This is a genomic window from Flavobacterium frigidarium DSM 17623 (genome assembly GCF_000425505.1).
GTDB classification, from domain to species: domain Bacteria; phylum Bacteroidota; class Bacteroidia; order Flavobacteriales; family Flavobacteriaceae; genus Flavobacterium; species Flavobacterium frigidarium.
Genome location: NZ_AUDO01000001.1, coordinates 345,354 through 369,437, shown reverse-complemented (window position 1 = coordinate 369,437; position 24,084 = coordinate 345,354). Strand labels below are relative to the sequence as shown.

General features: G+C 31.4%; 25 protein-coding genes. 21 read left to right on the top strand and 4 right to left on the bottom strand.

Annotation, left to right across the window (positions count from 1 at the left end):
- Positions 1 to 60 precede the first annotated feature (60 nt).
- The 19 genes from H603_RS0101780 to H603_RS0101695 all read left to right on the top strand — a co-directional run bounded on the left by H603_RS0101780 (position 61) and on the right by H603_RS0101695 (position 19,569).
- Positions 61 to 900: a glycosyltransferase gene (locus H603_RS0101780; protein ID WP_026706974.1), complete on the top strand. Its 840-nt coding sequence runs from the start codon at positions 61 to 63 to the stop codon at positions 898 to 900.
- Positions 901 to 910: 10 nt separating this feature from the next.
- On the top strand, positions 911 to 2,146 hold the full coding sequence (locus H603_RS0101775; RefSeq protein ID WP_026706973.1) for a hypothetical protein: 1,236 nt from the start codon (positions 911 to 913) through the stop codon (positions 2,144 to 2,146).
- On the top strand, positions 2,133 to 3,044 hold the full coding sequence (locus H603_RS0101770; RefSeq protein ID WP_026706972.1) for a hypothetical protein: 912 nt from the start codon (positions 2,133 to 2,135) through the stop codon (positions 3,042 to 3,044). The genes H603_RS0101775 and H603_RS0101770 overlap by 14 nt, the downstream gene beginning before the upstream one ends.
- A 56-nt stretch (positions 3,045 to 3,100) precedes the next feature.
- Complete coding sequence (locus H603_RS0101765; RefSeq protein WP_026706971.1) at positions 3,101 to 4,228, top strand: EpsG family protein; 1,128 nt, start codon at positions 3,101 to 3,103, stop codon at positions 4,226 to 4,228.
- Positions 4,225 to 5,397, top strand: coding sequence for a hypothetical protein (locus H603_RS0101760; protein ID WP_026706970.1), 1,173 nt, complete (start codon positions 4,225 to 4,227; stop codon positions 5,395 to 5,397). Before H603_RS0101765 ends, H603_RS0101760 begins: the two co-directional genes overlap by 4 nt.
- Complete coding sequence (locus H603_RS16265) at positions 5,394 to 6,179, top strand: glycosyltransferase family 2 protein (RefSeq protein WP_051219091.1); 786 nt, start codon at positions 5,394 to 5,396, stop codon at positions 6,177 to 6,179. Before H603_RS0101760 ends, H603_RS16265 begins: the two co-directional genes overlap by 4 nt.
- Positions 6,176 to 7,552, top strand: coding sequence for a glycosyl hydrolase family 28-related protein (locus H603_RS0101750; RefSeq protein ID WP_026706969.1), 1,377 nt, complete (start codon positions 6,176 to 6,178; stop codon positions 7,550 to 7,552). Before H603_RS16265 ends, H603_RS0101750 begins: the two co-directional genes overlap by 4 nt.
- Before the next feature lie 60 nt (positions 7,553 to 7,612).
- Positions 7,613 to 8,779, top strand: coding sequence for a glycosyltransferase (locus H603_RS0101745; RefSeq protein ID WP_026706968.1), 1,167 nt, complete (start codon positions 7,613 to 7,615; stop codon positions 8,777 to 8,779).
- Between the two features lie 71 nt (positions 8,780 to 8,850).
- Complete coding sequence (locus H603_RS0101740; protein ID WP_026706967.1) at positions 8,851 to 9,744, top strand: NAD-dependent epimerase/dehydratase family protein; 894 nt, start codon at positions 8,851 to 8,853, stop codon at positions 9,742 to 9,744.
- Positions 9,745 to 9,754: 10 nt separating this feature from the next.
- Positions 9,755 to 10,303, top strand: coding sequence for a dTDP-4-dehydrorhamnose 3,5-epimerase (gene rfbC, locus H603_RS0101735; protein ID WP_026706966.1), 549 nt, complete (start codon positions 9,755 to 9,757; stop codon positions 10,301 to 10,303).
- A gap of 217 nt (positions 10,304 to 10,520) precedes the next feature.
- Complete coding sequence (rfbD, locus tag H603_RS0101730) at positions 10,521 to 11,375, top strand: dTDP-4-dehydrorhamnose reductase (RefSeq protein ID WP_026706965.1); 855 nt, start codon at positions 10,521 to 10,523, stop codon at positions 11,373 to 11,375.
- A gap of 32 nt (positions 11,376 to 11,407) precedes the next feature.
- On the top strand, positions 11,408 to 12,454 hold the full coding sequence (rfbB, locus tag H603_RS0101725; protein ID WP_026706964.1) for a dTDP-glucose 4,6-dehydratase: 1,047 nt from the start codon (positions 11,408 to 11,410) through the stop codon (positions 12,452 to 12,454).
- A 177-nt stretch (positions 12,455 to 12,631) separates the two neighbouring features.
- Positions 12,632 to 12,745, top strand: a complete 114-nt coding sequence (locus H603_RS17700; protein WP_262487946.1) for a four helix bundle protein — start codon at positions 12,632 to 12,634, stop codon at positions 12,743 to 12,745.
- Between the two features lie 32 nt (positions 12,746 to 12,777).
- Positions 12,778 to 12,981, top strand: a complete 204-nt coding sequence (locus H603_RS16260; RefSeq protein ID WP_394359118.1) for a four helix bundle protein — start codon at positions 12,778 to 12,780, stop codon at positions 12,979 to 12,981.
- A 49-nt stretch (positions 12,982 to 13,030) separates the two neighbouring features.
- Positions 13,031 to 13,900 carry a glucose-1-phosphate thymidylyltransferase RfbA gene (gene rfbA / locus H603_RS0101715; protein WP_026706963.1) on the top strand — a complete coding sequence of 290 codons (870 nt, stop codon included), beginning with the start codon at positions 13,031 to 13,033 and terminating at the stop codon, positions 13,898 to 13,900.
- 49 nt (positions 13,901 to 13,949) lie between these two features.
- Positions 13,950 to 14,894, top strand: coding sequence for a UDP-GlcNAc--UDP-phosphate GlcNAc-1-phosphate transferase (locus H603_RS0101710; protein ID WP_026706962.1), 945 nt, complete (start codon positions 13,950 to 13,952; stop codon positions 14,892 to 14,894).
- 154 nt (positions 14,895 to 15,048) lie between these two features.
- Entirely contained in the window at positions 15,049 to 17,016 is a 1,968-nt protein-coding gene (locus H603_RS0101705; RefSeq protein WP_026706961.1) for a polysaccharide biosynthesis protein, read from the top strand.
- A 220-nt stretch (positions 17,017 to 17,236) separates the two neighbouring features.
- On the top strand, positions 17,237 to 18,670 hold the full coding sequence (locus tag H603_RS0101700; RefSeq protein WP_026706960.1) for an MBOAT family O-acyltransferase: 1,434 nt from the start codon (positions 17,237 to 17,239) through the stop codon (positions 18,668 to 18,670).
- Between the two features lie 17 nt (positions 18,671 to 18,687).
- Positions 18,688 to 19,569 carry a hypothetical protein gene (locus H603_RS0101695; RefSeq protein ID WP_026706959.1) on the top strand — a complete coding sequence of 294 codons (882 nt, stop codon included), beginning with the start codon at positions 18,688 to 18,690 and terminating at the stop codon, positions 19,567 to 19,569.
- 47 nt (positions 19,570 to 19,616) lie between these two features.
- On the opposite strand, the gene H603_RS0101690 is transcribed toward H603_RS0101695, so the two are convergent.
- A complete protein-coding gene (locus H603_RS0101690) occupies positions 19,617 to 20,756 on the bottom strand; it encodes a lipoprotein N-acyltransferase Lnb domain-containing protein (RefSeq protein WP_026706958.1) in 1,140 nt (379 codons plus the stop codon).
- 306 nt (positions 20,757 to 21,062) lie between these two features.
- On the opposite strand from H603_RS0101690, the gene H603_RS0101685 reads away from it, so the two are divergent.
- Both H603_RS0101685 and H603_RS0101680 read left to right on the top strand, forming a co-directional pair.
- Positions 21,063 to 21,782: a CDP-alcohol phosphatidyltransferase family protein gene (locus H603_RS0101685; protein WP_026706957.1), complete on the top strand. Its 720-nt coding sequence runs from the start codon at positions 21,063 to 21,065 to the stop codon at positions 21,780 to 21,782.
- On the top strand, positions 21,782 to 22,642 hold the full coding sequence (locus H603_RS0101680) for a glycoside hydrolase family 25 protein (RefSeq protein ID WP_026706956.1): 861 nt from the start codon (positions 21,782 to 21,784) through the stop codon (positions 22,640 to 22,642). The genes H603_RS0101685 and H603_RS0101680 overlap by 1 nt, the downstream gene beginning before the upstream one ends.
- Positions 22,643 to 22,651: 9 nt before the next feature.
- Here H603_RS0101680 and H603_RS0101675 read toward each other — a convergent pair whose 3' ends face one another.
- The 3 genes from H603_RS0101675 to H603_RS0101665 all read right to left on the bottom strand — a co-directional run bounded on the left by H603_RS0101675 (position 22,652) and on the right by H603_RS0101665 (position 24,084).
- Positions 22,652 to 22,876, bottom strand: coding sequence for a DUF5808 domain-containing protein (locus H603_RS0101675; protein WP_026706955.1), 225 nt, complete (start codon positions 22,874 to 22,876; stop codon positions 22,652 to 22,654).
- 16 nt (positions 22,877 to 22,892) lie between these two features.
- A complete protein-coding gene (lptB, locus tag H603_RS0101670) occupies positions 22,893 to 23,633 on the bottom strand; it encodes an LPS export ABC transporter ATP-binding protein (protein WP_026706954.1) in 741 nt (246 codons plus the stop codon).
- 103 nt (positions 23,634 to 23,736) lie between these two features.
- Positions 23,737 to 24,084: a carboxymuconolactone decarboxylase family protein gene (locus H603_RS0101665; RefSeq protein WP_026706953.1), complete on the bottom strand. Its 348-nt coding sequence runs from the start codon at positions 24,082 to 24,084 to the stop codon at positions 23,737 to 23,739.

Sequence of the window (24,084 nt, the reverse complement as noted above, 5' to 3'; positions counted from 1 at the left end):
AAAAAAATTAAAATTGAAGTTATTAAAATAGTTATGAGACTTTAAAAAAAAACTTAACTCATGAAATTAGTTGCAGTAATAGTTGTTTATGAACCAGATATAAAATCATTATTATACAATATAGGGGAATTAATCGAAGATGTAGATCAATTAATTATTTATCAAAATTCAGATATTTATACGGTGCGTAATGAATTGGAAAAGTATGGTAATAAGTTAGTATATCTAGGGAGTGGAGAAAATATTGGAATTGCTGGTGCTTTAAATGAAGGGGTGAAATGGGCTCAGCGTAATCATTATTCTCATATATTGACGTTAGATCAGGATAGCTCTTTCGAGAGGGGACACTTATCTAAATTTAAATATTTAATTGAGAATTCATTAGCTAGTGATGTTGGAATTTTTTGTGCCAATATAAGCAATAGAGGTAGCGTTTTAATTGAATCGGATGAGCAGTATGTGAAAGTATCTGATTCTATAACTTCAGGTTCTATATTTCCTTTGGAAACGTTTGAAAAGGGTGGGCTATTTGAAACAGAATTATTCATTGACGCTGTTGATTATGAATTTTGCTACAGAATTTTTTCTAAAAATATGTTGAGTACTATTATTTTTCCCGAAATAATTCTGTTACACGAAGTGGGTTATCCAACAAAAATTACATTCGGGTTTATGACGGATAACTACTCCGCTTTTAGGACTTACCACATCGTTAAAAATCATTCACTAATCTGGAGACGTTATCCCACATTGTTTCAAAAATCGTATAAAAAAACACTCATAAAAACGCATATTATTTACAGAACTATTAAAGTTTTAATCGGTGAAAAAGATAAGCTTTCCAAAATCACGGCCATTTATAAAGGCTTATTTCACGGTTTAACAGTAAAAATTAAATAAGATATTACATATGTTGAAGAATGTGGCTTTTACAATTTGTGCTAAAAATTATTTAGCGCAAGCATTTACATTAAGAGAATCCTACGAAAAACGAAATCCCAATTGTGATTTTTTTATTTTCTTATCAGATGAATCAGGGGATTTAGTAGATGATATTATAACCTTAAACAATACCTGGATTCCAAATTGGAAACAAATGGCCTTTAAATATAATGTCATTGAGTTTTCAACTTCTATAAAACCATTTTGCTTTAAAAAATTGTTTGCAGAAGGTTATTCTAAGGTGATGTATCTTGATCCAGATATCTACGTTACAAATCCTTTAGATGTGGTTTTTAATTATTTGGATGAAAAATCAATTGTTTTAACTCCTCATTATTGCAATATCCAAACTGAATATACGGGCTCAATTACCGAAGAAGAAATTTTGTTTGTGGGTATTTATAACCTAGGATTTGTTGCAATCAGTAATAATGTTAATGGTAATAAAATTATAAACTGGTGGATGAATAGGTTAGCAGATAAATGTTATGCAGATAAATTTGATGCATTACACGTTGATCAAAAATGGATGGATTTTATACCCGCCTTTTTTCCTAATGATGTTTTAATTACCCATCACATGGGCATCAATCCCGCTATATGGAACCTTCATGAAAGAGAATTAATCATTGATGAAAAAGGAAGTTATAATGTAGCTAACTTAGAATCTAAAGAAATTTTTCCTTTATTGTTTTTTCATTTTTCAGGTTTCGACCCATTTAAGCCAAAACTAATTAACAGGAGGCATCCTAAATACAATACTGATACCTATCCTTCGTATATTCCATTATTTGATGAATATATTAAAGGAGTTTATAAAAATGGATATAATCAATATTCTAAAATGTCTTATTCTTTTAATTCATTTGAAGATGGAGAAAATATTCTTCCTCTACATAGAAGATTATTTAGAGCAACTCAAAAAGAATATTTTAATGATAATCCATTTTCTGCAGAAGGAAAGTTTAGAACTGGTCTTAAAAAGCAAAGACTTTTGACAGGAATAAAATCTAAGGGCTTTTCAACTTTTACGAATGTGCAAAAGTCAAGAAAAGGTTCATTTGAGAAAGTAATTATTCTTACTTTAAAAACAATAAAATTTGTCGCTGGTATTCAGTATTATTCTTCATTCATTAATTTTATGAATGATTATTCTAAATTAGAAAAACAGGTTTTTTTACTAAAAAAAAATGATAAAGAATAAAAAAAAGATAGTTATAGCAGCCTTGGCTAGGGATTGTGACAAGAACTTGCATACAATTACGAAACTTATAGATGAGTTAAGATCTCATTTTTTATGGTCTCAAGTTGTAGTAATTGAAAATGATAGTAAAGATAATACGAAATATATTTTAAATGAATGGGAAGGCAAAAATAAAGGCATTAAAATAATTTCACAGGACTTTGGTTCTTTAACAATACCTAAACAATCAGATAACGATCTAATACCATTAGTAAGCTTTCATAGAATTGACAAAATGACAATGTACCGTAATATGTATCTGAAACATATTGAAGGTATTGAGGTTGATATTGACAATGTCATCATTATAGATGCTGACATTGAGTCTTTTTCTATTGAAGGAGTTCTCAGTTCAATTACAAAGTGTGAAGGTAAAGTCGGAGCTATTTTCGGTTATGGTGTAAGTGTGAGAAAAGCTTTTAATATCATTTATTCTAAAATATTTTATGATGTTTTTGCCGTTTACGAATATCCTATGAAAGATAATTTTTCATATACTCAACTTTCTTTAATGAAAACATTCGAAAGTATTATGAGTAAACTAAAAAAAAATAAAAATGTAAGCGTCATTTCTGCTTTTGGTGGTGTTAGTGTTTATAATTATAAGGCTATTTACAATCTGAAATATAAAGTTGTGGCGAATTGTATTAATGAAAAGGAAGCAATTTGCGAACATATACCATTTAATACAGAAATAATTAAATTGGGTTATAAAAATTTTATTTCAAAGGAAATGCAAGTTATTTATGGAGATGGACATTCTTTTGGAAGCGTTGTAAAAGAATATTTTCCAAAAAAGACATTTTATCTATTACTTAAAATTTCTTTAATGCTCAGAGGTTTGCAAATTAAAGGATAGATTCTTAATTTTTTTATGTTACCTAATATTAAATTAATATTTAATAAATTTAGTCATTGATAACTTATATTGTTTTATTTATTTTATTAGTCTTATTTAGCTTTACAGATTATATTTATACAGCACCACTTAACAGAAAATTAATTTTGTTTTTAGGATCTATCTGTACTTTTACAGTTTTATGGTCATTTGCCAGTTTACGTTGGAAAACAGGTACAGACTGGGATAGTTATTATGATTCATTTTATTACTTTTCGGAAATTTACGCTGTAAATTTTGAGCCTGGTTTTGTCGTGATTTTATCTTTTGTAAGAGACTTCACTTCTAATTATTCTGTGTTTTTATCAATATTCTCTTTTTTATGTATATCACTGAAGTTCTCCTATTTTTATAAATATCATAAAGAGTTTTTTTTTACACTGATTTTATTATTCTATAGTTATTATTTTGCCGACATTTTCGCTGTTCGTCAAAATTTGGCTATTTCATTAACCTTATTTAGCACTATTTTTATTATAAAGCGAAAACCATTATTTTTTACTTTATTTGTTTTTCTAGCTTCCTCTATACATTATTCTTCTATATTATATTTTTTTGCTTATTATATCTATTGGAGTAAAATAAGTAATAAAAGATTTTACTATTTTGCAGCATTAAGTGTAGCATTTGGGTTAATAGGAATTGGAGGTATTATTTTAGACTTGATATTAAAAGCATTAGGTATAGATGGTTTTATAGGTGCAAAAATAAATAATTATTTGATTCAAGATAATGGTGACCCTTCGAGCTCAAATGGTACCGTCGTGATATATTTATTAGGAGTTACAAAGAGATTTATATTAATTCCGATTTTTATTTATGTAAAGAACAAATCGAAGGGACGGTTTATTTATTTCGAGGGCTATTTTAATCTTTATATGATAGGTAATTTAATATATTTTTTGTTTGCAAAAGATTTAGCAGTATTCGCTAGAGCTTCAGTACCTTTTCTGTTATTTGAAATTTTTTTAATTGGCTATACAATGTATTTTTTTAAGTCTGATAAAAAGAAGATGATAGTTGTTTTTTTTATGATGCTATTGTTCTCTTGGGCTCGTTTTAATGCATTAGTTAATTCTTATTATGAACTTTATGTCCCTTACAATTCGATTTTTGATATTAAAATAGAACGAAACCTTGAATGATAGATTTAATAACAATTAGTGAAGTTGCCCATACAGGTGAAGTTCATTTCCAAGTAAATAGTTGTTTTGTTGAAATGTTCTCATTAAGTTTCCCAAACACTCAAATAAAGTTTAACGGAGAAAAGAAACATATAAAAGCCGTTCAAGAAAGCTTACTAAATAGTAATTTAAGCCATGTTGAATTTTTATCTTTTGAAGGATTTTATGATGAAAATGAATTTAATTGGGCAGGAAGGATATTTGGGGAGTGTAGACAGATAATTAAAATTCTAAAAAGAGGGAAATTAGATGGAAGTAAATTATATGTATGGACATGTTTGTTTCCCACGGGACATTTATTTTTAAACTTTATCCAATTATTTCAAAATGAGAACAATCACATTATAATATTACATGGAGAACTTGAGTATTTAAAAGTTAAAAACAAACGTTTAAGCGAAATTATATTTGGATTCATTTTAAGGGTAGCTATCAACCTAAGTACAAAACGAACTAAATATATAGTTTTAGGAGAAAATATTAAAAAAAATTTAACTCCTAAAATAGGGCAAAGAATTTTAAAAAGAACCTATTCATTTTTACATCCTTACAATTTTTATACAGCAGAGAATTCTATAAAGACAAAAGATGGCAATATCATAACAATAGGTGCTATAGGAACACAAATGTTGTCTAAAAATTCTAATTATATATATGCACTAGCAAGTTGGTTCAAGAAAGATATACTTAAAAATAAAATCAACTTTGTAACCATTGGTAAAGTACTTCCAGAACTTCATCAATATGATTCTAATCTTGTAAAAAAATTGTATCCAAATTCGTTTGTTTCACAAAGAGAATTTGAGCGCGAAATTTTAAAATTAGACTTTATTGTGTTTTTCTATGATAACAAGGCCTATGAATTGTGTGCTAGTGGAGCAATATTTGAAGCGATTAGACTTGGCGTTCCAATAATTTCAATTAAGAATGATTATTTTAATTGGTTATTCGATAGCTATGGATCAATGGGTTTTTTATGTGAAACTATGGATGAGCTACAAATTATTATTACCAAACTTATAAGTGGTGAACATAAGGAAGAGATAGCGAATTTCAATTATAATATGGCTCGTTTTAAAGTGAATAATAATTTAAAAAATCTAGCTGTTAATCTCAAAAATATTATATGAAATCTTCATTAAGCATATCTGTAATCATTCCATGTTTTAATTCAGAAAAGACAATTAAGGCGTGCCTAGATTCTGTTTTTTCTCAATCAGCACATGTAAATGAAATTATAGTTATAGATGATGGGAGCATTGATGCCTCTACAACGATCATTAATGAAACTTTTCAAATGTCGAACTCAAATATTAAATGTGTACTTGAAATTCAGGCTAACGCTGGTCCATCGACAGCTAGAAATAGAGGGGTAATGCTTGCTATGAGTAATCACATAGCATTTTTAGATAGTGATGATCAATGGTATCAAGATCACATATCGATTTCAAAACAGTTTTTGGAAGAAAACAATAATTACAAAATGGTTGCAACCAAATATTCTTCAGGAGATGTTAAATTTAGTGGAGTTGTTTCATTTGAGCAACTGCTTTTGAAAAACTATTTTTTGACACCATGTGTTATTTTAAATAAAGACTGTTTTTATGAAAGTGGAGGGTTTAATGTAGATATGCGATACGCCGAGGATTATTATTTATGGTTAGATATAGCATATAAAAACAAAGTTTATTTATTAGATTATATAGGTGCTCAAAACGTGGAATTTAAAAAGCCATTTGGTGATAAAGGATTATCTTCAAATTTAAGAGCTATGCACCTAGGAGTTATACAATGCTACGATTCACTTTATCAAAAAAGGCAAATAAATTATAAAAAGTATTACATTCTTAAGCAATTTGAACACCTCAAATATATTAGAAGAAATATTTTAACTTTATTAATGAAAAAATGAAATTAAAGTTTTTAAATATACTTATTTATAGTGTTTTATCCTTATTCTCTCTATCTAGTAAAAACAAAGTTGAAAATGTAAAGGTGGATAAAAACAGTGTTTCTGTTATCTTTTTTGGAGCAGTTGGTGATGGTATTACTAACGATTCAGATTCTTTTGAAAAAGCAATAGCTTACTGCATAAAATATGGAAAGACTTTATATGTACCGCGCACTAATGCTAGTTATAAATTAAGTAAGACCATAAGAGTTCATTTGTCAAGTCATGATAAAATTAAAATAATCTCAAATCAGGCTGTTATCATGCCTGAAATTATTAATAGTAGCTCCGCTTATAAATTAACAGCATTTGTAGAAAATGTTTTTTTATCTATTGGAAGAAACATGAATTCAATAGATGAATTTGAAAATCTAGAAGAACTTAACGACACATCAATAGATATATCAGGATTAGTTTTCGATGGAATCAATGAAAAACATACAGAACAATTTTCATCATATAAACAAACAATTTATGTTGGAGCTCAACTTATTGCGCAAAGTGTTAAAATAAGTAACTGTGAATTTAGGAATATTCAAGGCTACGGCTTAAGAATTCATGAGGTGTCTGTTAGTGAGATTTTAAATTGTAAGTTTATTAATGTAGGTGGAAGAGGGTATACCGCTTTTGTAAATGGTAGTGATTACGACGCTTTTGGTGATGCAATATATCACGCCAAAGTAAATAAAAATGCAGTTATTACAATTGCAGATTGTATATTTAAAGGAAAGAAACAAAAAAATAAAAGAAGTAGATCGGCATTAACTTTTGAATTTTCTTTATTTCCTTATAAAATAAATTTGGAGAATTTGGACATAGAAGGATATGCAAAATGTTTGCATGTTGAAGAAACCGCCGTTACGTTATTTAAAATTGAGAATGTTAAGATGAAAGATTTTAATTTTGGAATTGCTAATGTACTAAATGATAAAACAGTGATGTATTTGGATAATTGCATTATGAAAGTTGGCTTTAGTGATGGTAATGATGCTGGAGACGCTTTGGCATTTTTAAATTATAAGAGTACCGCAAAAATATATGTGAATAAATCAATATTGGATTTTAATGGTAGGCATAATGCTTATCAGAGCGCAGTAGGACTAATAAATGTTAAAAATTCTATTATTAATGGGAATAATACTAACTTCTTTTTTGCAGATGGAAGCACCTCATTTTCTCAGTGTAAGTTTATTAATTTTGGCGGTGCTCAAATGTCTTTTATGTCGCTAAATCCAAAAAATTCATATCTAATTGAAGATTCCATATTTGAGGGAGTGCTTGTTTCTGATATAAAAAGTTTTAACGTTGAGCTAAAAATTAAGAGTAACAAATGATTATGAAGTAATTTAATGAATAACCTATAGCTTTACTTTTTAAAATAAATTTTATATATTATGAAAATTATAATAGTTATCACGGATTATGGGAGTTTTAATAATTTTTTAGCTGAGCTTGCAGTAAGTCTGAGTTCTGAAAATGAAATCCATGTTATATCTTCTTCTTCCAATGTAATAAATATTGTTGATAAGTTTGATTATAATAAATACAATTTGGCTTTTCATACTGTAGATATACCAAGGTCAACCTCAATTATAAAACTGATGAAAACTGCTTCTGCAATTAGAAAAATTGTAAAAAGGGTAAATCCAAATTTGATTTATGCACATTTTACCACAGGAATTTTTCCCGCAATTTTTTTTAGAATTAGAAATATTGAGTATTGGGGTACTTTTCATGGGTTAGGGATGAATGCAAGTAGCGGTGTGAGGAAGGCTATGTTTTCAATTGTAGAATTATACTGCTTTATGAGACTTGATAAAAGGTTTTTAATAAATAATAAAGATTATAAATTGGTAAGCGATATGTTCAAGGAAAACACATTGAAGTACAACTCTTGTGGAGTTGGTTGCGATATAATAAAATTTGATAGGAATAGATTTACGGAGGTAGATAAATCAAGTTTGAAAAAAGATTTAAATATCGAGGATAAATTTGTAGTAACTTATACGGGGAGGTTCGTTGAGTTCAAAGGATTTGATTTGGTTTATTATAGTTTTTTAAAATTGGCAGAGCAATTTCCTGGTGAAGTAGTTTTACTTCTAATTGGAGGCAGAGACCCCATCCATAAAACAGGACTTACTGAAAAAGAAGAGAGTGATTTGTTTAAAAATAAAAATATTGTTAACATTGGTTATACATCCGAAGTAGAAAAGTATTTGGTTATCACAGATGTTTTTTTGTTTCCGAGCAAAAAAGAAGGATTGCCGGTTTGTATAGTAGAGGCTTTGGCGATGGGAGTACCTGTAATTAGTTTAGATGAAAGAGGGAATTCGGATGTGGTGAGAAACGATGTTAATGGATATTTGATAACGTCTGTGTCTAAATCAAGTGATGTTATCGAAATTGTCAAAAAAATTAAATTTCTTTTTTTGGATGAGGATAAGCTTAGAGTTTTGTCTTTAAATTGTCTTTCAAATAGAAATATTTATTCACGTAGCTTCTTCGTCGAAGAACAATTAAAACTTTTTAATAATTTTAAACTTTCTAATAATATTACATAGCCGTTTATTTTAATAGAAACGGAGGGTCAAATAAAGTTTTACGTTTTTTTTGTTATAAACTAATATTAAATATGATTGTCACTATTACGGGGAGTGCTGGATTTGTAGGTCAAAACGTTTTAAAATATTTGAAGTCTAGTTTTAATACAGAGATTTTAAGTATTCGCTATTTTCCTAATCAAAACATCGATTTTGAAACAGATGCAGTTATCCATCTCTCAGGGAAAGCACATGACTTAAAAAATGTCACAAAACCTCAGGATTACTATGATGCTAATTTTGAATTAACAAAGCAATTATTTGATGGTTTTATAAGATCAAACGCTTCTGTATTTATTTTTATGAGTACTGTAAAAGCGGCGGCTGATTCTGTTGATGGAATTTTAAATGAAGAAACTAATCCTAGTCCAAAAACACATTATGGTATAGCGAAGTTAGAAGCCGAACGATATATTTTATCTCAATCCCTGCCTGATAATAAAAGGGTCTATATTTTAAGACCCTGTATGATTCATGGTCCAGGAAATAAAGGGAACTTAAATTTGCTATATAAATTAGTGAAAAAAGGCGTGCCTTGGCCTTTAGGAGCCTTTAGTAATAGACGATCTTTTCTAAGTATACAAAATTTGTGTTTTGTTATAGAAGAGTTGTTACAAAATAATTCGATACCACAAGGAGTTTATAATGTGGCAGATGATGAGCCATTAGCAACTAATAAGGTAATCGAGCTAATAGGGGAAAGTTTAAAAAAGAATCCTTCTATATGGAAAATTAATACTTCTTTTGTAAAGTTTTGTTCGAAGGTGGGTGATTTGACATTTTTGCCTTTGAATTCGGAGCGATTACAAAAGTTAACTGAAAATTACGAAGTTAGTAATTCGAAACTCATAACTGCTTTAGGAAAACCTCTGCCAGTACAATCTGAAGCTGGTATATTATTAACATTTCAATCTTTTGCAAAATAAAACCAATACAATGACAATAGAAAAAACAGCCATACAAGATTTAGTAATCATCAATCCAACCGTTTTCGAGGATTCTCGTGGCTACTTCTTTGAAGCGTACAATCAAGCGAAATTTCATGAAAATGGAATTATGTACAACTTTATACAAGATAACCAATCATTTTCTAAGCGAGGAGTTATAAGAGGATTGCATTTGCAAATTAATCCATTTGCACAAGCCAAGTTAGTGCGCGTTTTAGAAGGGGAAATATTGGACGTTGCAGTAGATTTACGTAAAAACTCACCCACTTACGGACAACATTTTAGTGTGGTGTTGAGTGCAGAAAATAAAAAGCAATTGATGGTACCTCATGGATTTGCTCACGGGTTTTCCGTTCTAAGCGAAACGGCATCAGTAATGTATAAAGTTGATCAATTGTATCATAAAGACAGTGAAAGAGGGATTCGATATGATGATCCTACATTGAATATTGATTGGAGAGTGGAGGTTAGTGAAGTTATTGTATCTGAGAAAGATGTGGTTTTGCCTAGTTTTAATGACATCGATTGGGAGTTTTAAATCCCCCTAGCCCCCGAAGGGGGAAGTTTTAAGTTTATTGGGTATTAATTTGCTGTAGTAAACGTTTCTCGATACAATTTTAAAATAGCTAACGCAATTTATATCTTATTTCTAGATTTTCTTGAAAGCGTTTCTATAATAATCAATTGCCTTGACAATTAGCTTTTTAAATAATGCTTTTTTACAGGGTTTTTTATCGGAAATTTAATTTTAAAAAATGAATAAAATATTAGTGACAGGAGCTACTGGACAATTAGGTTCGGAATTAAAAGTTTTATCAAAAAACTATTCACAATACGAATGGGTTTTTGCAGACCGAACACAAGTTTCTCTAGGAGATATAAAGCTGCTAAACGAGCAGTTGAATAATATTCAGCCTGCTATTATCTTAAATTGTGGAGCCTATACGGCAGTAGATAAAGCGGAATCGGAAACGGAATCAGCTGACTTAGTCAATCATCAAGCTGTAGCCACTATAGCAAAATATGCTAAAGAGCAGCAGGCTAAGTTAATACATATTTCTACAGACTATGTTTTTGACGGAACGTCATCAACTGCTTTGAATGAGAAAGCTATAACTAATCCAATCAATGTATATGGCGCTACGAAACGTGCTGGAGAATTAGCTGCTTTGGCTGTTAACCCCGATGTACTAGTTGTTAGAACGTCTTGGGTGTACAGTCGTTTTGGTAATAATTTTGTCAAAACAATGCAACGTCTATTACATGAACGCGATACATTAGGCGTGGTAAATGATCAAATAGGATCACCAACTTACGCTGCTGATTTGGCCCAAGTTATGATGGATATAATAGGTAATGCTAAGTGGATACCTGGAATTTATCATTATTCCAATGAAGGAGAAATTAGTTGGTATGAATTTGTACTGGCTATTCAAGAAATAACAGGAGATAGTTGTGAAGTAAGTGGTATACCATCTTCATCGTATCCAACTCCCGCAGCACGTCCTGCCTTTTCATTATTGGATAAGTCGAAGATTGAAGAAATATACGGTATAAAGATACCTTATTATATAGAAAGTTTAAAAAAATGCTTAACATCTGAAGTTTAAATCTTGAACTGAAGTCATAAAGAATAAAGAAGATGAAAAAAATTGTAATAACTGGGGGAGCTGGGTTTATTGGTTCACACGTGGTTCGTCGTTTTGTGAAAAAATATCCAGAATATCAAATATTTAATTTGGATGCGTTAACGTATGCGGGGAATTTAGAAAACATTACTGATATTGAAAACGAACCTAATTATACTTTTGTAAAAGGAGATATCGTTGATGCGGATTTTATAGATGTTTTATTTGCAGAGCATCAGTTTGATGGTGTTTTACATCTAGCTGCTGAGTCGCATGTGGATCGTTCTATTACAGATCCATTGTCATTTGTAAAAACAAATGTAATTGGTACAATGAATTTGTTAAATGCTGCCAAGACAATTTGGAAAGATAACATGGAAGGAAAACGTTTTTACCATATTAGTACTGATGAGGTTTATGGAAGTTTAGGTGCTGAAGGCTTATTTACAGAGACGACATCTTACGATCCTAATTCGCCCTATTCTGCTTCAAAAGCTAGTTCAGATCATTTTGTACGTGCGTATGGGGAGACTTATGGTTTGCCGTATGTTCTGACTAATTGCTCTAATAATTACGGACCTTTCCATTTTCCAGAAAAATTGATTCCGTTATTTATTAATAATATTATTCAAAATAAACCTTTACCCGTTTATGGAGATGGAAAATATACCCGTGACTGGTTGTTTGTTGAGGATCATGCAGTTGCTATTGATTTGGTTTTCCATGAAGGAGTAAATCATGATACCTATAATATTGGAGGTTTTAATGAATGGCAAAACATTGATTTGGTGAAATTGCTTTGCAAGATCATGGATGAAAAATTAGGCCGTGAAGCAGGTACATCAGAGCAATTGATTTCGTATGTGAAAGACCGTCCAGGACATGATTTACGTTATGCTATCGATGCTAATAAAATTAATAAAGAACTAGGATGGAAGCCTTCGGTTACTTTTGAGGAAGGTCTTGAGAAAACAGTGAATTGGTATTTGGACAATGAGAATTGGTTAAATAATATCACTAGTGGGGAGTATGCAACGTATTACGAAAAACAATATGAGTAATTCGTAATTCGTGATTTGTAATTCGAAAATTGAGATGAGTGATTCGTGAATTTAAAACATAAATGAGTTGATAGTAATTCCTTACTAGGATTTCAATTTAAATTAATACAATTGACGTAATAATAAAAATAGTCATCAATGAAAGAGTAAATAATTGGATTAAAATCATTTAAGAATATGAAAGATCATAAAGATTTAGATGTATGGAAACAATCGATGGTACTCGTAGAAGATATTTATGCGTTAACAAAAAACTTCCCAACAGACGAAAAATACGGACTATCAAGTTAAATTAAGAGAGCAGTAGTTTCTGTTCCAGTAATATTGCTGAAGGCGCAGGCAGAAAAGGGGACAAAGAATTTATACAATTTTTATATATTGCGATGGGCTCATTATCTGAATTAGAAACACAATTAATTTTAGCCAATCGATTACAGTTTACAAATTCCGTTGAAAGCTATTTAAGTCAAATTGAAAAAATCAAAAAGATGCTTTTTGGTCTTATCAGATATGTGAATAATAAATAAGAATGTAATTCGGATCACGCTCTTCGAATTACTAATAACAAAATAAACTATGAAAGGAATTATATTAGCAGGAGGTTCAGGAACTCGTTTACACCCATTAACATTAGCGATGAGTAAGCAAATGATGCCGGTTTATGATAAACCAATGATATATTACCCATTATCAACTTTGATGATGGCAGGGATTAATGAAATTTTAATTATTTCTACACCGCATGATTTGCCTAATTTTAAAAAGTTATTAGGAGATGGATCTGCTGTAGGTTGTAAATTCAGCTATGCGGAGCAAGCAATTCCAAATGGTTTGGCACAAGCTTTTGTAATTGGAGAGGAATTTATCGGTGATGATGATGTAGCATTGGTTTTAGGAGATAACATATTCTTTGGATCAAACATGCAAGAGTTGTTACGCTCGAATACCAAACCGCAGGGTGGAGTTGTTTTTGCATACCATGTTTCGGATCCTGAACGTTATGGTGTTGTGGATTTTGATGAAAATTTTAAAGCGCTTTCGATAGAGGAAAAGCCGCTAGAGCCAAAATCAAATTATGCAGTTCCAGGATTGTACTTTTATGATAACTCTGTAGTTGCCATTGCTAAGAATATTGAACCAAGTCCGCGTGGTGAATATGAAATTACAGATGTAAACAAAGTATATTTAGAACAAGGAAAACTTAAAGTGGGTATTTTAAGCAGAGGTACTGCTTGGCTAGATACAGGTACATTTAACAGTTTGATGCAAGCAGGTCAGTTTGTTCAGGTATTAGAGGAACGTCAAGGATTAAAAGTGGGGTGCATAGAGGAAATCGCATGGAGACAAGGTTTCATCTCGGAGCAACAGCTAAGAGAATTAGCAGAGCCTTTAAAGAAATCTGGTTATGGTGAATACTTACTTAGTTTAATAAAGCAGAAGTTTTAAGTTAGAAGATTTTATTTACGTTCTAAATGACCGAACAAGCATTTAAAAAATGATATATATTGCACTTTTGGTTTTGCTAATAGCCATAGAATTGATTTATTTTAAAATAGCAAATCACTTTAATATAATTGATAAGCCTAATAATAGGTCTTCTCATACTGCGGTTACCTTGAGAGGTGGTGGAATTATTTTTCCCATCGCGATAATTATTGCTTTCATCTTAGGATATTGCTCACTATGGGTCACTATCGCAGTTTCTATTGTAGCTCTCGTAAGTTTTATTGATGACATTAGACCTTTATCTCAATTGCCACGATTTACAACTCATCTAATTGCTGTTTGCCTAATTTGCTACGACTTGAATTTATTTACTCAAGCTTTGTGGCTGCTTCCGATAATTTTTATACTAATGATTGGTTGGATCAATGCTTTTAATTTTATGGATGGTATTAACGGTATCACTGTACTTTATGCGTTGTCAGCTATAATAGCATTCTCGTTATTGGACGTGAATGAGTCAAGTGTGCCTTTATTGATGACAATGGGATTGTCGTGCATAGCTTTCGGTATCTTCAACTTGCGTAAAAAAGCAAAGACATTCGCCGGTGACGTTGGGAGCATTAGTATGGCAGTTTTTTTAGGATACTTTATGATCAAAACAATACTCGATACAAACCAAATAGGATTTCTATTGTTCTTTGCTGTCTACGGAATAGATGCTGTTATAACAATAGTTAAAAGATTAAAAAAGAAGGAAAATATATTTGAAGCCCACCGATCACATTTGTACCAGTATTTAGCTAATGAAATGAAATATTCTCATTTAATTGTTGCAGTTGGATATGCGGTCACTCAATTGTTATTTAATTTAGGTTTGATATATTTGCACTCAATAAATTATTTAACACTACCTATAATTGCTTTGATTTTGGTGTTGTTGACTGCTGTATATTTAGTATTAAGAGAAAGAATCGAAAAAAAAATAATTAGATGACCTCTAGTTGTCAAAGTTTTGATCTGCATTAGTCACTATTTTGTAAATTATACTCTAGATAATATCAAATTTTTCAACTTAAGTTTCTATAAACGATTAAATTTGCAATGACTAAGATTAATTAAACCATCATCAACCGCTACCATACCCAATAATGGATAATAACATAAAAAAATATTTCAAAAAGCAAATCAAAAATAAGTTTTTTGAGAAGTTACTTAGATTAAACATACATAACTTAAGCTACCTACCAAGGTGGATAATTGTTTTGCTAGATACGCTAGTATTAATTTTTGCGTTTATTTTCACTTATTTAATATTTAAAGGTACAGGCCTTGAATATATTTTAACAACTTATAGCGTACTATTTGTATGTAGTTTTTTTGGTGCAAACATATTTTTCTTTTGGCTCTATAGCACCTATTCCGGAATAATTAGACATTCTTCATTTGTAGATGCGGTTAAGATATTGTTTTCTCAATCTTCAGTATTTTTATTGTTCATACTAATAAATTTTTTGTGCACTGTTATATTTGACGCCAAAATTGTTCTAAATACAGGTCTTTTTATCAATACAGTTTTATCTTTCTGCGGTCTATTTTTATACCGTGTTGTGGTAAAGCAATCTTTTGAGTTGTATGTTTCAGATGCAACGTCACCTAATTTAATTAGAACGGTGGTCTATGGTACAGATGCCAATGCGATTTCCGTGGCTAATGCGCTGAAACTTGAGACTCCGTCACGTTTTAAGATTGTTGGTTTTGTTGATAAAAACAACCAGAATGCTTCTAAGAGAATGCTCGATTTACCAATATTAATCCAAAAGAAAAAGCTACCAACGTTAATGCGCACAGTAGGGGCTGTAGCTGTAATTATTGCAGATAAAAGTTTGTCAAAAGAAGAGCAAATACTTATAGTGGATCAATGCTTAGAACACAATTATAAAGTATATAACGTGCCTGTGATTTCGAATTGGGAAAATCAGAAGGAGATTTCTCAAAAGGTAAAGAAAATCCAAATTGAAGACTTACTAGATAGAAAACCAATTGTATTAGATGGAAAGTCTATTTCAAAACAGTTAAAAGATAGAGTGATTTTAATTACAGGTGGTGCCGGATCTATTGGTAGCGAAATTGTTAGACAAGTTCTTAATTTTAATCCTAAAAGTGTCATCATCTTAGATCAGGCCGAAACACCTTTGCATAGTTTGACTTTAGAAATAGGTAATATAAAAACAAAAACGAATATTTACAGTGTAATTGCGGATGTTCGAAATAGAAAGGCGCTTGATGAGATCTTCAGAAAATATCAGCCACATGTAGTGTATCACGCCGCGGCGTACAAGCACGTTCCTTTAATGGAAGACAATCCTGCTCAAGCAATTCATACTAATGTTCAAGGAACTAAAAATCTAGCTGATTTAGCATGCTTACATCATGTGAAAAAGTTTGTCATGGTGTCTACTGACAAAGCTGTTAATCCAAGTAACGTGATGGGAGCTAGTAAGAGAATTGCTGAAAAATATGTGCAGTCCCTACAGTTACGCAGTAGAGAGCAAGGTTTAGAATTGGCAACAAAATTTATAACAACGCGTTTTGGAAATGTACTAGGTTCTAATGGATCGGTTGTGCCATTGTTTACGAAGCAAATTGCAGCCGGAGGTCCTTTGACAATTACACATCCTGACATAATCAGGTATTTTATGACTATTCCTGAGGCTTGCCAACTCGTTCTCGAAGCTGGTGCGATGGGTAATGGAGGGGAGATTTACATTTTTGACATGGGGAAACCAGTTAAAATTATAGATCTAGCCAAAAAGATGATTAAGTTAGCTGGTTTTATACCTGACAAAGATATCGAGATCAAAATCGTGGGACTTAGACCTGGAGAGAAATTGTATGAAGAATTATTAAATGATACTTCGAAAACAATACCAACACACCATAGTAAAATAATGATTGCAGAAGAGCTCTCAAGTGAATTTGAAATGCTACATGCAGAGATTAACGATTTAATCGCCATTGCTAATAGATTTGATAATAGCGCAATTGTATTTCAAATGAAAAAAATCGTACCTGAATTTAAAAGTATGAATTCTGCGTTTGAGACTTTAGACACTTAGGTAATAAATCAATTTTAATATAGAAAAAACACAAAGTGATCCTTTGTGTTTTTTTTTGTTTTAGTACCAATGCAACTGCACTATTTGCATTTTAGTTTGAATATTAAATAAGATTTACAGCGCTTTATCTTTATAAAATTTTTGGGAGATTAATATCTAATTTACTTTTAAAATAACTGCAGCTAAATAGTATATTTGCAAGCTAAATTATTGATGCCCCATGTTTTTTAATTCGCTGACGTTTGCAATTTTTTTGCCTATAGTGTTCTTCTTATATTGGTTTGTTTTCAATAAAACCAAAAGCAGTCAGAATTTTATTTTAATTTTGGCAAGCTATTATTTCTATTCTTGTTGGGATTGGCGTTTTCTATTCTTGCTAGTTTTTTCCACATTCTTAGATTATGCTACTGGAATCCAAATTGAGAAAACTGAGAATGCTAGCACTCGAAAATTTTGGTTTTGGTTGAGTGTCGGTATAAATTTAGGATTTTTAGCAGTCTTTAAATATTATAATTTTTTTGCCAGCTCACTTGCTACGTTACTGAGTGATTTTGGACTCAAATCATCGCCATTTTTATTAGATGTGGTGTTGCCAGTAGGAATTTCATTCTACACCTTTCATGGCTTATCTTATGTTATTGATATCTACTACAAGAGGATAAAAGCAGAATATAACTTTGTAGACTACTCGCTGTTTGTTAGTTACTTTCCGCTTTTGGTTGCGGGTCCTATAGAAAGGGCGACGCACTTATTGCCACAAGTAAAAGTTAGGAGAGCTTTTGATTTCGAAAAAGCAAAAGAAGGCGTCTATCAGTTTACATGGGGACTAGTTAAAAAAGTGGTCATAGCTGATGGTTGTGCTACCTATGCTAATGCAATTTTTGATCATTATCCTGCAATGAATAGTTGGTCACTAATTCTAGGTGCTGTTTATTTTGCTTTCCAAATTTACGGTGACTTCTCTGGTTATTCTGATATGGCCTTAGGGATGTCGAAGTTATTCGGCATAGATTTACTTCGTAATTTCAATTATCCTTACTTTTCAAGAGATATTGCTGAGTTCTGGAGGCGCTGGCACATTTCGCTATCATCATGGTTTAGGGATTATGTTTACATTCCGTTAGGGGGAAGTAAAGGAAGTAAAAGTAAACAAGTGCGAAACGTATTTATCATTTTCGTACTAAGTGGCTTTTGGCATGGTGCAAACTGGACGTATTTGGCTTGGGGATTTATAAATGCACTCTATTTTTTACCGCTGTTACTATTGAATAAGAATCGTTCGAATATCGAAATGGTAGATTTAAAATGGAATTTGAGGTCTATTAAAGAAATAGCGAGTATCTTCTATACTTTCTTGTTAGCTTGCTTAGCTTGGATCTTTTTTAGAGCCAACACAATAACAGATGCCGTCGCCTACATCAAAAGAATGTTTAGCAATGGAAACTTTGCGTCACAATATCTTGCAAATGAACGCTACAATTATGAACTACTAGCTATTGTTATCGTCTTTGTTATTGTGGAGTGGAATAATAGGTTTAGCATCGAACCCATATCTGGTAGAAAAAGCGGTTTAAAATTAGCGCTGGCCATTGCTGCAATTATCGCACTAGGGACTTTCTCTGATTACAAAGAATTTATTTACTTTCAGTTTTAAAATTTAGCATTCAAAGGATGAAATCATTTTTAATTTTTATTGTAAAAATCGTATTAATCACAGTACTACTAGCTGTGGTACTTGATTTTGGCTATACCGCTATATATTTAAATTCAAAGAGCAGAGATAAGGTTGCTGATGTGTTTAAATCGAAAGCGCGTTCTTATGATGTGGTGATATTAGGCTCTTCTCGAGCAAATAATCATTTTGTCACTCGTATATTCGAAAAAAACGGACTCAAAACTTTTAACTACGGAATGAGCGGTGGGCATCTTTATGAAGCATCTCTATTGCTCAAATTAATGATTGAACGGAATTATGAAATTAAAAACCTAATCCTAGAAGCTGATTTAAATTTATCGAATGACAAACAATCGGAAGGGGTGGCGGCTAAATTCTTACCATACATACACCGTTCAGAAATCATTAAAAACCATTTTGAACAAGAATCTAATTTTAATGAATTGTATTATATTCCTTTCTACAGATATTTGAAATTTGATTCAAAAATAGGAAGTAGAGAACTTTTTAATACAATTATTCAAAAGAAAACTGTTGCAAATGAGAATGGCGGATATTATGCTTTAGGGGTTAATAAGAAAGGCAATATGAAGAATAATATTTTAAGTCTTAATCCTCTAAAACGAAATAAATATTACGAAGAAATTAAGCAATTATGCAAAACAAATAATATCCGTTTTATTCCCATTATGACACCCATGTGTGAAAATGTGATTGGAATGAATTATTTTGAGAAGGTTAAAAGTGCCTACCCTGAAATTCATAATTATGAAAATGTCGTGATTGAGAACAAGTATTTTTCATCATGCGGACACATGAATGATAACGGCGCTAAAAAGTTCACTTCAATTGTTGTTCGTGATTTTTTCAAGAAGTAATTTCGATACTATTCGTATTTCTACTATTCTATTTAATGTGAAGGTTCTTAAATAATAATTGGAATACGCTTTTTGTTTTTGACAGCAGTTCTCACGAGTATTACCGCACTTGTTATGATCATTGGTAGTACAATTAATAAATGTGCTTTGTTTGCTAAGAGTATAAGGTAGGTTACTAAACAGATTAAATTTGCTACTGCCAACTTGTAAATATAACGGCTGTTGTTAGTCAGTGTGAAAAACAATAGTACTAATAACAAAGGGTTAAAAAGCAATACATTATAGTTCCACGCTAATTCTTCATGGAATGAATAAAATCCGGCAAATATAAAAAAGAGTCCGATCAAACTTAAAAGCAAAAAGTAAAATTGGTTAAGCTTTTTAATGTTCAAAATTAAAATAAGGAGTAAAGCAATTAAGTAGCTGTAGGGATTGTTCCACCAAGAGCTTTCAACTTGTTTTTCGAATGTTAAAACTGGGATGGTTTGTGTTACCAATTTTTGACCATTGTAATTAATTTTCTTCAAGCTTTCTAAGAGTTCGAAAGGAAGAAAAATTTGAGTTCCGTCTTGATCTACTTTCTTTCCGAAAATAATACTAGTACCTAATTTTTCATAAAAATGATTGTCGAAGTACGGGTACAAGATAGACCTGTAGGTCATGTCTGTGTCGCCTTTTTTAACGACTACATTTTGTTTCAAGGATTTATTAATGATATCCACAACCATTGATGTGCAGTTTTTATCAATAAACTTATAGGTATAGTAACTTTCTCCTGAAGTTAGCGATTGCTGCAAATTACTGTATAAATCTTGTCGTAATGGTAACGAAATCTGTAATTGTTGCTCATAAACATCTCGATGCTCATAGGTGTACTCATTAATAAAATCACTGTAGGGATGAACGGCAGCAAAATACTGTAAGTCTCCTTTTATGAATTTCAATACAAAGTTGGGCGTACTAAAATCAAAAGCACCATAATTATACACGACATCAATAAAATTTTCAGGATCTGAAATGCGTATTGCAGTATGTCCAAAAAGAGAATACGCTTCGTTTGCCGTACCGCAGGTCAAGATGCTAATCTTTGAATTAGGTGACAAAATTCTTTCTTGACTGTATGTCTTTGATGTTGAAAACAATCCTAGCAAAAAGCAAATCACTAAAAGATGCGTTGAGAATTTCATACTTTAAAATTTAATGCTAAGGTAAATGTTTAATGATAATTCAACAAGAAGAAGCGAGCAACATTTGGAAATTATCTTTGGCCTTTTTTAAATAATAGAAAGTCTTTTTGTTCTTATACTTCAGGATTTAGTTTCATTGTTATTAGGGGTTGTCTGAAAGAGTTTATCAAGATTGAGCTGCAGTTATACTTGAATTTTTCAAGGTATTTAATCTTTCCATGAACTAAATAAAATCTCCTTGAAAAAAGAATCAAATCAATAAGTTAAAATAGTAAATTTGCTTTTTGACTTTAAATAAACCTAACAATGAATATTAAAAAGCACATTCCCAATTTAATTACTTTACTCAACTTGCTATGCGGTTGTATCGCATTAGTATATGCATCAAACGGCAATTATTTTGCGGCTTTTTACTTTGTGTGTTTAGGGATTTTCTTAGACTTTTTTGACGGTTTTTTTGCAAGACTATTCAACGTTGCAAGTCCGTTAGGGCTGCAACTAGACTCTCTAGCTGATATGGTGACTAGTGGGGTAGTGCCTGGTTTTGTTATGTTCTTTATGATGAAAAATAGTCAACACGAGATAGGTACTCACGAGATCTGGAACTACCTTGGCTTTATAGTAACCTTAGGATCGTGTTACCGCTTGGCTAATTTTAATATAGACACACGTCAAACAGAATCTTTTATAGGTTTGCCAACTCCCGCAAATACACTTTTTATCTTGAGTCTACCTCTGATTTTGCAATATTCTGATTCTTTAATCATCTTAGAAGTATTAACAAATCAATGGGTCCTGTTACTAACTGTTCTATTAAGCGCTTATATTTTAAATGCTGAGGTGCCTTTGTTTTCGCTAAAAATCAAAAAGTTCACGTTAAAAGATAATGCGCTACAAATTGGGTTCTTATTGTTTTCATTACTCTTATTAGGCTTTTTCCAATATTTAGGAGTGGCTTTAGTTATCATTAGCTATGTTTTATTGTCTGTGATAAATAATGCTAAAGCAAAAAAAGCTATTTCTTAATGAGAAAAAAAACAGTCAGAAAAAGGACCGTTTATAAAAAAGCGAAAAAGAAAAGCTTGTTCTCATGGGGAAAGATAGCTAAGATTTTAGGGGCTTTTATTGCTATTGCTGCAATAGGTCTAGCAATATACCACTACCGTGACGGGTTATTATATTATCTAGGATACAAATCTCACTTTGCAACCAAAGAGCAATTGGAAGAAAAAAGACTTTCAGATGTGCGTAATTTTCAAGTTTTAAGTAAACATGATGGTAAAGCAATTGGAATAGACGTATCAGAATATCAGGGCAATATAAAATGGGAAGACTTAGGGAGTATTGAAGAGACTTATTCTATAAATTTTGTCTTTATTCGAGCAACTGTGGGAAGTGATCGTCCGGATAGAAAATTTAGTAAAAATTGGCTTGAAGCCAAAGAGAACAAAATTATTAGAGGTGCTTATCATTATTACAGACCTAACGAAAACTCCCTAGATCAAGCAGAATTATTTATTAAAAATGTTCGCTTAAGCAAAGGTGATTTACCTCCAGTACTGGATATAGAGCAATTGCCTAAAAATCAATCAATACGACAATTAAAAGTAGGTTTAAGGAAATGGCTGCAGGCTATTGAGGACCATTATAAAGTACGCCCAATAATTTATACAGGCGAAAAGTATTATGATAGTTTCTTGAAAGAAGAGTTTAGCGATTACTTATTTTGGATCGCTAATTATAATTTTTATAGAGAAAAAATTCAGGACAACTGGTTGTTTTGGCAATTTACTGAAAAAGGAAGTTTACCTGGAATTGAAGGTACTGTAGATTTAAATATCTATAATGGTGATTTGCAGCAACTGCAATTTATAACTATCGAATAAAACTTTCTTTTATCCTTTAAAAGATGTTGCTAAGACTGCAATTGTCAATAGTGCTATTAAAATTGCTACTGAATATGGATTAGCAAAATTTACTGTCCATCCTAACATTGCAATTCGCTTAGGGGGGAATATCCGTGGGTCCTCTCTATTGAAGTAAAAAATACCCATGACCCAATTATTAGGATCTTTATGCCATTTTTCTAAGGTTTCTTTGGAGGTTTTTTCTTGTTTCATGAAAAAGAAAATTTAATTAAAATTCAATTTTCTTTTTACGCAATTCAAAATTTTGACCTAGATAAACACGACGTACCATTTCGTCTTCAACTAATTCCTCTGGTACACCGGCTTTTAGAATACCTCCTTCAAACATCAGGTAGGTTTTATCAGTAATGGCAAGGGTCTCTTGAACGTTGTGATCTGTAATTAAAATTCCAATGTTTTTATTTTTTAGCTGCGCTACAATTCGTTGAATATCCTCTACAGCTACGGGATCTACTCCAGCAAACGGCTCATCTAATAAAATAAATTTTGGGTCGGTTGCTAAACAACGTGCAATTTCAGTACGACGACGCTCACCACCGGATAATAAATCACCACGATTTGTGCGAATGTGCTCCAAACTAAATTCTTCGATCAAACTCTCCATCTTTGCAACTTGCTCTTCTTTTGAAAGTTTTGTAAGTTGTAGAACGCTTAAAATATTATCCTCAATACTCAATTTTCTAAAAACAGAAGCTTCTTGCGCTAAGTATCCAATACCTTGCTGTGCTCTTTTGTACATAGGATAATCAGTGATGTTCAAATCATCTAAATAGATGTTTCCTGAATTGGGTTTTACTAGTCCTACAATCATGTAGAAAGAAGTCGTTTTACCAGCACCGTTTGGTCCAAGTAATCCCACAATTTCACCTTGATTCACCTCTACAGAAATCCCTTTTACAACACTTCTACCTTTGTACGTTTTTATTAAATTGTCAGCTCTTAAGATCATATTCTTTGGTTTTAAACGTTCAGCATTTAATTGTTTAAATGCTGATTTGTTTAATCGCTACAAATTAACGAATAAACAAATCAACAAGTAAAGCTGTTAACAATTATTTAGATTCTTCAAGAGCTTCCCAGAATTCGTATGCTCTACGTAAATGAGGGACAACAATCGTTCCTCCTACAAGCGTAGCGATTCCCATTGCTTCCATCATTTCTTCCTTAGTAACCCCTTCTTTATGGCTTGTCTCTAAGTGGTATTTTACACAGTCGTCACATCTCAATACTGCAGACGCTACTAAGCCTAGCAACTCTTTAGTTTTAACGTCAAGAGCACCTGGAGCATAAGCGTTAGTGTCAAGATTAAATATTCGCTTTACAATTTTATTGTTGTCAGCTAATAATTTTTCGTTCATTCTAGAACGGTACTCATTAAATTCTTCGATAATATCTGCCAT

Coding starts and splice junctions, on each gene's coding strand:
- H603_RS0101780 (WP_026706974.1), top strand. CDS start 61: ATGAAATTAGTTGCAGTAATAGTTGTTTATGAACCAGATATAAAATCA.
- H603_RS0101775 (WP_026706973.1), top strand. CDS start 911: ATGTTGAAGAATGTGGCTTTTACAATTTGTGCTAAAAATTATTTAGCG.
- H603_RS0101770 (WP_026706972.1), top strand. CDS start 2,133: ATGATAAAGAATAAAAAAAAGATAGTTATAGCAGCCTTGGCTAGGGAT.
- H603_RS0101760 (WP_026706970.1), top strand. CDS start 4,225: ATGATAGATTTAATAACAATTAGTGAAGTTGCCCATACAGGTGAAGTT.
- H603_RS16265 (WP_051219091.1), top strand. CDS start 5,394: ATGAAATCTTCATTAAGCATATCTGTAATCATTCCATGTTTTAATTCA.
- H603_RS0101750 (WP_026706969.1), top strand. CDS start 6,176: ATGAAATTAAAGTTTTTAAATATACTTATTTATAGTGTTTTATCCTTA.
- H603_RS0101745 (WP_026706968.1), top strand. CDS start 7,613: ATGAAAATTATAATAGTTATCACGGATTATGGGAGTTTTAATAATTTT.
- H603_RS0101740 (WP_026706967.1), top strand. CDS start 8,851: ATGATTGTCACTATTACGGGGAGTGCTGGATTTGTAGGTCAAAACGTT.
- rfbC (WP_026706966.1), top strand. CDS start 9,755: ATGACAATAGAAAAAACAGCCATACAAGATTTAGTAATCATCAATCCA.
- rfbD (WP_026706965.1), top strand. CDS start 10,521: ATGAATAAAATATTAGTGACAGGAGCTACTGGACAATTAGGTTCGGAA.
- rfbB (WP_026706964.1), top strand. CDS start 11,408: ATGAAAAAAATTGTAATAACTGGGGGAGCTGGGTTTATTGGTTCACAC.
- H603_RS17700 (WP_262487946.1), top strand. CDS start 12,632: ATGAAAGATCATAAAGATTTAGATGTATGGAAACAATCGATGGTACTC.
- rfbA (WP_026706963.1), top strand. CDS start 13,031: ATGAAAGGAATTATATTAGCAGGAGGTTCAGGAACTCGTTTACACCCA.
- H603_RS0101710 (WP_026706962.1), top strand. CDS start 13,950: ATGATATATATTGCACTTTTGGTTTTGCTAATAGCCATAGAATTGATT.
- H603_RS0101705 (WP_026706961.1), top strand. CDS start 15,049: ATGGATAATAACATAAAAAAATATTTCAAAAAGCAAATCAAAAATAAG.
- H603_RS0101700 (WP_026706960.1), top strand. CDS start 17,237: ATGTTTTTTAATTCGCTGACGTTTGCAATTTTTTTGCCTATAGTGTTC.
- H603_RS0101695 (WP_026706959.1), top strand. CDS start 18,688: ATGAAATCATTTTTAATTTTTATTGTAAAAATCGTATTAATCACAGTA.
- H603_RS0101690 (WP_026706958.1), bottom strand. CDS start 20,756: ATGAAATTCTCAACGCATCTTTTAGTGATTTGCTTTTTGCTAGGATTG.
- H603_RS0101685 (WP_026706957.1), top strand. CDS start 21,063: ATGAATATTAAAAAGCACATTCCCAATTTAATTACTTTACTCAACTTG.
- H603_RS0101680 (WP_026706956.1), top strand. CDS start 21,782: ATGAGAAAAAAAACAGTCAGAAAAAGGACCGTTTATAAAAAAGCGAAA.
- H603_RS0101675 (WP_026706955.1), bottom strand. CDS start 22,876: ATGAAACAAGAAAAAACCTCCAAAGAAACCTTAGAAAAATGGCATAAA.
- lptB (WP_026706954.1), bottom strand. CDS start 23,633: ATGATCTTAAGAGCTGACAATTTAATAAAAACGTACAAAGGTAGAAGT.
- H603_RS0101665 (WP_026706953.1), bottom strand. CDS start 24,084: ATGGCAGATATTATCGAAGAATTTAATGAGTACCGTTCTAGAATGAAC.